The sequence below is a fragment of the Mesorhizobium sp. M7A.F.Ca.CA.002.05.1.1 genome, assembly GCF_003998335.1.
Taxonomy (GTDB): domain Bacteria; phylum Pseudomonadota; class Alphaproteobacteria; order Rhizobiales; family Rhizobiaceae; genus Mesorhizobium.
Map to the genome: position 1 here is coordinate 1 of NZ_RZQI01000277.1, position 6,629 is coordinate 6,629.

The following is a 6,629-nucleotide window of genomic DNA, read 5'->3' on the forward strand; positions in this document are numbered from 1 at the left end:
CCGCCCCTATGTCTTCAAGGCGCCGCCCGAAGGTATTGCCGCCATGACTGCGATCGTCCAGGCGGTGAAACCCGAGCTGAAGGTGCCGTTTGGCGTCAATTATCTCTGGGATCCGACTGCCAGCGTCGCGATCGGGGCTGCCACCGGAGCCCGTTTCGTGCGCGAGATCTTCACCGGCCTGTTTGCTTCCGACATGGGCCTGTGGGAGCCCGATTGCGCCGCCGCCTCGCGCCTGCGGCACAATCTTGGCCGCGACGACATGAAGCTTCTCTTCAACATCAATGCAGAGTTCGCACACTCGCTCGACCAGCGTCCTATTGAATTGCGCGCCAAGAGCGCGGTGTTCTCGTCGATGGCCGACGCCATCCTCGTTTCCGGTCCGATCACTGGCCAGCCGGCCGACCAGTCCCACCTGCGCAGCGTCTGCGAGACGATCAAGGACGTGCCGGTCTTCGCCAACACCGGCGTGAACATCGACAATGTCCGCGATGTCCTTTCGCTGGCGAGCGGGGTCGTGATCGGGACCCATTTCAAGATCGATGGCAATACCTGGAACGCCGTCGACGGCGATCGGGTCAAACGCTTCATGGACGTTGTCGCCACTTTGCGCTGAGAACGGCTTCCACGGCGATGCCGGCCATCGCGCCGGCTCGCGGTGATCATATCGATCGTTGCGGGCCGGCGTCCGGAATGATCGACTGGTATCGAGCAGCGGGACACGACGAGGCAGACAGGTTCGCCCGCCTGCCCTTCCCGGCATTTCAATGGATTCGACATGGCGTTCGTTCTCGGTCTCGATATCGGCACCACCTCGACGATCGGCATTCTGATCCGGCTTCCCGATCAGGTGCTGGGCCTCGCCTCGCGCCCCGTCACGCTGCATTCCGAGCATGCGGGCTGGGCCGAGGAAGATCCCGCGCAATGGTGGACCAATGTCCGCGAGATCGTGCAGGAGCTGCTGAGGACCAGCGGCATCAAGGCCGAAGAGATCGTGGCGATCGGCACCACCGGCATGCTGCCGGCGGTCGTTCTTCTGGACGAGCAGGGCGAGGTGCTGCGACCGAGCATCCAGCAGAGCGACGGCCGCTGTGGCGCCGAAGTTGCCGAACTGCGGACCGAATGCGATGAGGCGGCTTTCATCGCCAAGGCCGGCAACGGCATCAACCAACAGCTGGTCACCGCAAAGCTGCGCTGGATAGAGCGTCACGAGCCGGAGGTGTTCAGCCGCATCGCCACCGTTTTCGGCTCCTATGACTATATCAACTGGCGCCTCACCGGTGAACGTGCGGTCGAGCAGAACTGGGCGCTGGAGGCCGGCTTCGTCGATGTTTCGACGCACCGGATCGACGACGACCTGGTGGCGCTCGCCCACATACCGCGCTCGGCCGTGCCACGAAAGATCGCCTCGCATGAGATCCTCGGTTCCGTCTCGGCGAAGACCGCGGATGAGACCGGCCTGATGGCGGGAACACCTGTCGTCGGGGGTGCGGCCGACATGATCGCTTCCGCGCTCGGCGCCGGAGTTGCCAAAGCAGGCGATGTCCTCCTGAAATTCGGCGGCTCGGTCGATATCCTGATCGCCACCGATCAGATCAAGCCAGATCCCCGCATGTATCTTGATTACCACCTGGTGCCGGGCCTGTTCATGCCCAATGGCTGTATGTCGACCGGCGGCTCGGGCCTCAACTGGTTCGTACGCAATTTCGCCGGCGGCGAGATGGCCACGGCACAGGCCGATGGTATTTCGGTACACCAGCGGCTCGATGCGCTGGCGGCAGAGCGTCCCGCCGGTGCCGACGGCCTCACCGTCCTGCCTTACTTCCTCGGCGAGAAGACGCCGATCCATGATCCAGCGGCTCGTGGCGTGATCGATGGGCTGACGCTGTCGCACGATATCGGCCATGTCTGGCGCGCTTTGCTCGAGGCCTATGCCTTCGCCATCGCGCATCATATCGAGGTGCTCAACGACATGGGCCACCGGACCGAGCGCTATCTCGCCTCCGACGGCGGCTCAAGCAGCAAGGTCTGGATGCAGATTGTCGCGGATGTCCTGCAAAAGCCGGTCCAACGCCTGACCGGGCACCCCGGCTCTTGTATCGGCGCTGCCTGGACGGCGGCGATCGGCGTCGGCCTGACCGACGACTGGTCGGGCGTTTCCGGTTTCGTCAGCTTCGCCGACCGGCTCGATCCCGACCCGCGCAAGGCTGACATCTACCGCGACGGCTATCGCCGCTATCGCGATCTTTATGCGCGCCTGTCGGCTCCTGGCGCGACCAGAGCGGGATCGTCATCGTGATGTATCGCGCCGTCGCCTGGGACATCGACGGAACGCTGATCGACAGCGAGCCGTTGCATCATCAATCCCTCCTCGCCGGCTGCCGCAACTGGAACGTCGATCTTGACGACCTGCCCGACCAAGCCTTTCGCGGCATCCATATGGGCGACGTCTGGACAATGCTGCGTCCGCGTCTCCCGGTCGGGCTCGACCAGGCGGAGTGGCTCGCCGCTATCAATGCCCACTACGTCGCGAACCGGGCGAACGCCGTCCCGATCCCCGAGGCGGTCGAGACGATTCGGACCCTGGCTGACCGCGGCGTCCCGCAGGTCTGCGTCTCGAATTCCGGCCGGCAAGTCGTCAATGCCAATCTCGATGGGCTCGGCGTGCTCGACCATATGAGTCTCACAATCAGCCTCGACGACGTGTCGGCCGGCAAGCCCGACCCCACGCCCTATCGCGAGGCCTGCCGGCAGCTCGCCGTAGCTCCAGGGTCGGTGGTGGCCGTGGAAGACAGCCGCACCGGCACAAAGGCAGCACGAGCCGCCGGTCTGTTCGTGGTCGGCTATCTCCCCAGCGGCGGCCTGCTCGGCGACGTCGATCTCAGCACCAACCGCCTGTCGTCGATCCTGGACCTGTTTCCCGGCTGAGGGTTTGCGCGTCGTTCCAAGTGTGCGCTTGACCATGCATGCAGGTTTGTAGCGTGATGGCAGCTGATCGATTCACATCGATCCGGTAGGAATCCTCTTGCGCCTCGGCGTCGTGAAACCGCGAACGACACCACACCCAGGATTGGACGCTTGATGAACGACCTCCCCCGAACACTTGCAGCGGACTCGCTCGGGCCAACCGTGACGATCGGAGAAATCCTGGTAGAGATCGTCGCGAGGCAGACGGGCACCGGCTTCCGGCAACCTATCGACCTCATTGGTCCCTTTCCGAGCGGCGCGCCCGCCATCTTCATCGATCAATGCGCACGTATGGGCGGAGCGGCCGCAATGGTGGGCGTGGTCGGCGACGACGATTTCGGCGTCGTCAACATGGAGCGCCTGAAGCGGGACGGCGTAGACACTTCAGCCATCGCTGTTTCCCCGGATTATCCGACGGGCAGCGCCTTTGTTCGCTACCGCACGGACGGAAGCCGCGATTTCGTCTACAACATCGCCAAATCCGCCGCCGCCCGACTGGAATGGAGCCCGCAGGTCGAGGCGCTGATCGCGCGTTGCGGGCATATCCATGTCATGGGAACGGTGTTCGCAAGTCCCGCAGCCTGGGCGATCACCGAACGCGCGATCCCGCTGATCAAGGCACGCGGCGGCACGATGTCGCTCGATCCGAACCTGCGCAAAGAATTGCTGGCGCACGGCCAGACCGAGGAGAAATTCGCCGGTCTGGTGGACGAAGCGGACCTGCTGCTGCCGTCGGGCAATGAATTGTTCCTGGCCGCCGGCACGGACGGGGAGGAACGCGCGATCGAGGCGCTGTTCAGACGAGGGGTCAAGGAGATCGCCGTGAAGCGCGGCGAACATGGCGCGTCAGCCCGTCAAAGCACCGGAGCCCGCGCCGATTGCCCCGGCCTCATCGTCGAGGAAACGGACCCCACCGGCGCCGGCGACTGTTTCGGGGGAGCCTATGTCGCATGCCGGCGGCTGGGGATGGCGCTGCAGACGGCGCTCGAATTCGCCAACGCGGCAGGGGCGCGCAACGTCACACGCCTCGGTCCCATGGAGGGAGCCGGCACGCCGGCCGAGCTGGAGGATTTCATGGCAAGAACGGCGAGAAGAAATTGATGCGTGTGGCGATCGACGATTTGCCGGACCTGCACAGGGACGGGAAGAAAATCGGGGTGACCTCGGTGTGCTCGGCGCACCCGCTGGTGCTGAAAGCCGCACTGCGCCACGGGCGGGAAACCGGCACCACCGTCCTGATCGAGGCGACGTGTAATCAGGTCAATCATCTGGGTGGTTATACGGGCATGACGCCGGCCGATTTCGCGGCGATGGTGGAAGCGCTCGCGGCAGCCGAGCAGTGCCCGCAAAAGCTGATCGTGCTTGGCGGGGATCATCTCGGCCCCAATCCCTGGAGAGACCGGCCCGCCGAGGAGGCGATGGCGCAGGCCGGGACGATGATCGATGCCTATGTCCGCGCCGGCTTCCGCAAGATCCACCTCGATGCCTCGATGGGCTGCGCGGGTGAACCGGCGGCGCTAGACGACCACACGGTGGCCGGGCGCGCGGCCAGGCTGGCAGGCGTCGCGGAGCAGGCGGCAGCGCAGAGCGGCGGGGCAAGCCCGGTTTACATCATCGGCACGGAAGTGCCGCCGCCCGGCGGCGCCGATCACGCTTTGGATGCGATCACCCCGACCAGTCCGGAGGCGGCTCGCCAGACACATGCCATTCACGCCCAGGCATTCCAAACCGCCGGGCTTGAAAGCGCATTTTCCCGCGTCATCGGGCTTGTGGTGCAGCCGGGCGTGGAGTTCGGCAACCAGAATGTGATTTTCTACGATCGGACCAAGGCCAGCGACCTGGCGGCAACTCTGAGCACATTGCCGTCGCTCATTTTCGAAGCTCATTCGACGGACTATCAGGGCGAGAGGCCGCTGCGTGAACTCGTCGAGGACGGCTTCGCCATCCTCAAGGTCGGCCCCGAGCTGACCTTCAAGCTGCGCGAGGCGCTGTACGCGCTCGACCTGATCGCTTCCGACCTGGTGCCTGGCTATGGCGAGCGGCCACTTTACCACGCCATGGAAGAGCAGATGCAAGCCACCCCCAAGAATTGGGCAAGCCACTATCATGGAAGCGATGCCGACAAGCGGACGCTGCGCCACTACTCCTATTCCGATCGCATCCGATATTATTGGGCGATCCCGCAAGCCCGTGCCGCCTGCAACCGTCTCTTCGATACGTTGAACGGCCGCAAGGTGCCGGTGACGCTGTTTCTCCAGCACCTGCCTTCTGCAGTCACATGGGCTGGCCGCGCCTGCGACGTCGAGGAGATCGCGATCGGTCACGTCCGGCGGAGCATCGAGGCCTACGCCGGGGCATGCGGCACCTGAGATCCTCGTCCGGCACTTCAAGGCCAGAGCGGATGGCCTGGCGGGCGGCAGGAACGCTTACAGCGATGGCCCCAATCGGATCGGACTGCCGTCGCTGAAACGGGATTGACGGAACCTGTAGAGATTGTGCCCGGTCTCGTTGCCTTGGACGAGGTCGGACAGCACACGGCCGATGCCGGGTCCGATGCCGAAGCCGTGACCACTCATCCCGGTCGCTATGACGAGACCTGGGATCGCAGCGGCGCGATCGACGATGGGCACGACATCAGGCATCGCATCGATCATGCCCGCCCAGCTCGCCTTGATCGGCACAGTCGTGAACTGAGGGAACAGTTCCCTGAACCCGCGGTCGATGGCGCGAAGCGCCGACGTCTCGGGAGCGGGATTGAGGACCCGCATCCGTTCGAAAGGGCTTTCTTCATCCGCGTTCCATCTGCGCGGCGTCGACCAGCCATCCGGGTATCCTCGCGGCGCGGCCGGCAGGTAGCGTGTGCCGAAGGGATTGGCCATCAGGGCGCTGATATATTTGCCCGCATGGCGAAATGCGTCCGGCCCTATGTAGAGTTGGCTACTGCCTCCCGATGCGAGCGTATACCCGCCATCCTGCCTGCGTCGGAAAGCGATGCGTTCATCCGCGGCGGCACCGGCGTGGATTTCCGCCATCGGTGCTGTCGCGGCGACGGTCGCCCTGACGCTGAGCTGCGGAATCGAGATGCCATGGGCGCGCAGGAAGAGCGACGTCCACGCGCCGCTGGCGACGAGGACGCTCGAGGTCGCGATGAGCCCTTTCTCGGTCCAGACGCCACTGGTGCGACCCCCGGAGATGTCGAGCATACGTGCCGCGCAATTCTCGATGATCGTCACGCCTTCGCGGGCCGCCAGGCGCGCAAGCGCGGGCACGGCGACCCAAGGTTCGGCGCGCATGTCCGACGGGGTGATCATTGCGCCTTTGAACGGTAGCGCCATGGCCGGGATCAGGCTTGCCAACTCACCTTGGTCGAGGAGACGCGTGTCGACGCCATGAGCCTGGGCGATCGTCAGGAATTTCGCGAAACCGGCCATCTCCTTGTCCGTCCGCGCAAGATAGGTGACGCCCGTCTGCTTCAGTCCTATGTCCTCGCCACACTCCTGCGCCAGTTGCCGCCAGAGGCGCTGCGCTTCGATGACGATCGGCAGTTCGTCGGCATCGCGGCCCTGCTGCCGGATCCAGCCCCAATTGCGCGAGGATTGCTCGGCGGCGATGCGGCCCTTTTCCAGCAGCGTCACCGAGACGTTCCGTCGCGCCAGGAACAGTGC

Annotated in this window: 6 protein-coding genes; 5 read left to right on the plus strand and 1 reads right to left on the minus strand. The window is 64.8% G+C overall.

Translation table 11 applies throughout. The annotated features are described in order from the left end of the window. The 5 genes from EN939_RS15890 to EN939_RS15910 form a co-directional block, all read left to right on the plus strand. Nucleotides 1-613 (plus strand): BtpA/SgcQ family protein (locus tag EN939_RS15890; protein ID WP_127268745.1); only part of this gene is annotated, 613 nt, incomplete at its 5' end. Between the two features lie 162 nt (nucleotides 614-775). Next, nucleotides 776-2,296 (plus strand): FGGY-family carbohydrate kinase, encoded by a 1,521-nt coding sequence (locus tag EN939_RS15895; RefSeq protein WP_127268746.1) that lies wholly within the window; start codon nucleotides 776-778, stop codon nucleotides 2,294-2,296. Next, on the plus strand, nucleotides 2,296-2,925 hold the full coding sequence (locus EN939_RS15900; protein ID WP_127268747.1) for an HAD family hydrolase: 630 nt from the start codon (nucleotides 2,296-2,298) through the stop codon (nucleotides 2,923-2,925). Before EN939_RS15895 ends, EN939_RS15900 begins: the two co-directional genes overlap by 1 nt. 153 nt (nucleotides 2,926-3,078) lie before the next feature. Further along, a complete protein-coding gene (locus EN939_RS15905; RefSeq protein ID WP_127268748.1) occupies nucleotides 3,079-4,065 on the plus strand; it encodes a tagatose kinase in 987 nt (328 codons plus the stop codon). Beyond that, the gene (locus tag EN939_RS15910; RefSeq protein ID WP_127268749.1) at nucleotides 4,065-5,333 is read left to right on the plus strand and encodes a D-tagatose-bisphosphate aldolase, class II, non-catalytic subunit; all 1,269 of its coding nucleotides are present in this window, start codon (nucleotides 4,065-4,067) and stop codon (nucleotides 5,331-5,333) included. The genes EN939_RS15905 and EN939_RS15910 overlap by 1 nt, the downstream gene beginning before the upstream one ends. Before the next feature lie 57 nt (nucleotides 5,334-5,390). On the opposite strand, the gene EN939_RS15915 is transcribed toward EN939_RS15910, so the two are convergent. Next, nucleotides 5,391-6,629, minus strand: a 1,239-nt coding sequence (locus EN939_RS15915) for an NAD(P)/FAD-dependent oxidoreductase (RefSeq protein WP_164751013.1), incomplete at its 5' end; no start/stop codon positions are given.